At 41.9% G+C, this 1,524-nt stretch carries 2 protein-coding genes; both read left to right on the forward strand.

Annotated elements, in window-relative coordinates:
• The first annotated feature begins 619 nt into the window (after positions 1 to 619).
• Entirely contained in the window at positions 620 to 769 is a 150-nt protein-coding gene (locus tag F6K53_RS41765; RefSeq protein ID WP_293086297.1) for a hypothetical protein, read from the forward strand.
• 12 nt (positions 770 to 781) lie between these two features.
• On the forward strand, positions 782 to 1,027 hold the full coding sequence (locus F6K53_RS41770; RefSeq protein ID WP_070391679.1) for a DUF4278 domain-containing protein: 246 nt from the start codon (positions 782 to 784) through the stop codon (positions 1,025 to 1,027).
• Positions 1,028 to 1,524: the final 497 nt, after the last annotated feature.

Below are 1,524 nucleotides of genomic sequence, written 5' to 3' on the forward strand. Positions count from 1 at the left end.
CTCAGGTGCGACCCGTGGCGAATTTAATTCTTAATGGGTCAAGCGCACCTAAACAAAACATCCCATAGCCAAATTTTCTAATGTCCTGATTATCAACTAACCAATAAGAAGGTAGGTAAGGGAGCAAGCCTGATTGATAGTCCAAGCTACAGAAGCTTGGGTATCATCAGGATCATAGTTAATTTTATTGCTGTTTCGGTAAATTTTTTACCTGGTTGAGTGACTTTTTCTCTAAGCATTCAGCAGTCAGCGGTCAGCGGTCAGCTTATTTTATTCAAAAGCTGTTCGGTGTAGCGTGCCCATAGCACATAAGCACCTCAAGTAGAGTGGCCATAGGCCAATGGCTGATAACTGAATGCTGATAGCTGAATACTTACCTTTTTATCGGCCAGAGATCATTTTAACATAGTGAAACCAACCTTGGCAATAATTTGCTTTGGTTTCGCTACTCCTCAACTGCTCTCTACATAAAATCAAGGGTTTTAGGAGTAAAGTCAGTCAACCAGATTTGTTACTTATAACCATTGAGCTATCAGCACTTCAACAGTCAGTTTTTCAATAAATGAAAACTTACAAATTTGGCTGAGGGGAGCGAGTATATGAGTTATCTTCCACAACCTTGGCCTTTGGGCCACGCTACGCGAACAATCAGCGGATAGCTGATAGCTCTAGGCTGAATGCTTACTGTTCCGTTAGTCTAACTTTCGGGAATTATCTAAGTATAGGCTCTGACTTGGAGTGGTCAATTACAGATAAAACAAACAATTAAGAGGATCAAATAATGAAATTCACTTACCGTGGTATTACCTATGAAAATGAACCGGTAACTTTTGAGATGAAATCAGAAAAAATTGTTGGTAAGTATCGTGGTGTCCGTTGGCGACAGCCAAAGCTCAACGGTGTGCTTTTACCGGAAGCGATCGCCAAATTAAAGTATCGTGGGGCATATTATCTCCACGTTCTTTGGGGTAAACCGATTGATTTTACTAAGCAACGTTACGGAGTTAAGCATCCTTGTTCTAAATAGCTAAGCTATTGGCTTGTCCTGCATCAGCTATAGCGCCAATTGGCCTTAGCTGAATGCTTAAATACATAAGCTATAGAGTATCTTGAAATTGTTCCTTAAGTTGGGATTTGGGTAATCCATCATCGCAACACTATTACTAACCTCAGGCAAAAGGCTTCCATGGAAAAGGCTTCCATGGGTTACCCAAATTGCTACAATACTTTACACAATACTATAGATGCTTTGGATTCCTTCCCGTAGAGGGGCGGAAAGCCCGTTATATCCTTGGGACGCTTCTGAAACAAGAAAACCTCTGGATGATTGATTCAGCTAGTGCGTCTCCTTATAGCTAGAAACTGGTGGCGAACACCAGGTTATGATATAGATTAGTAGCCAAAGACTAACTAATCGAAACTAATAACCGTTCGCGTAGCGTGGCCCAAAGGCCATGGATGGATATGGCTGGAAGCTCCACCCCTGCAGTGGACAAGGGAAGTTCCGTAGCACTCCTTCTAAGG

The organism is Moorena sp. SIO4A1 (assembly GCF_010672065.1).
Classification (GTDB): Bacteria; Cyanobacteriota; Cyanobacteriia; order Cyanobacteriales; family Coleofasciculaceae; genus Moorena.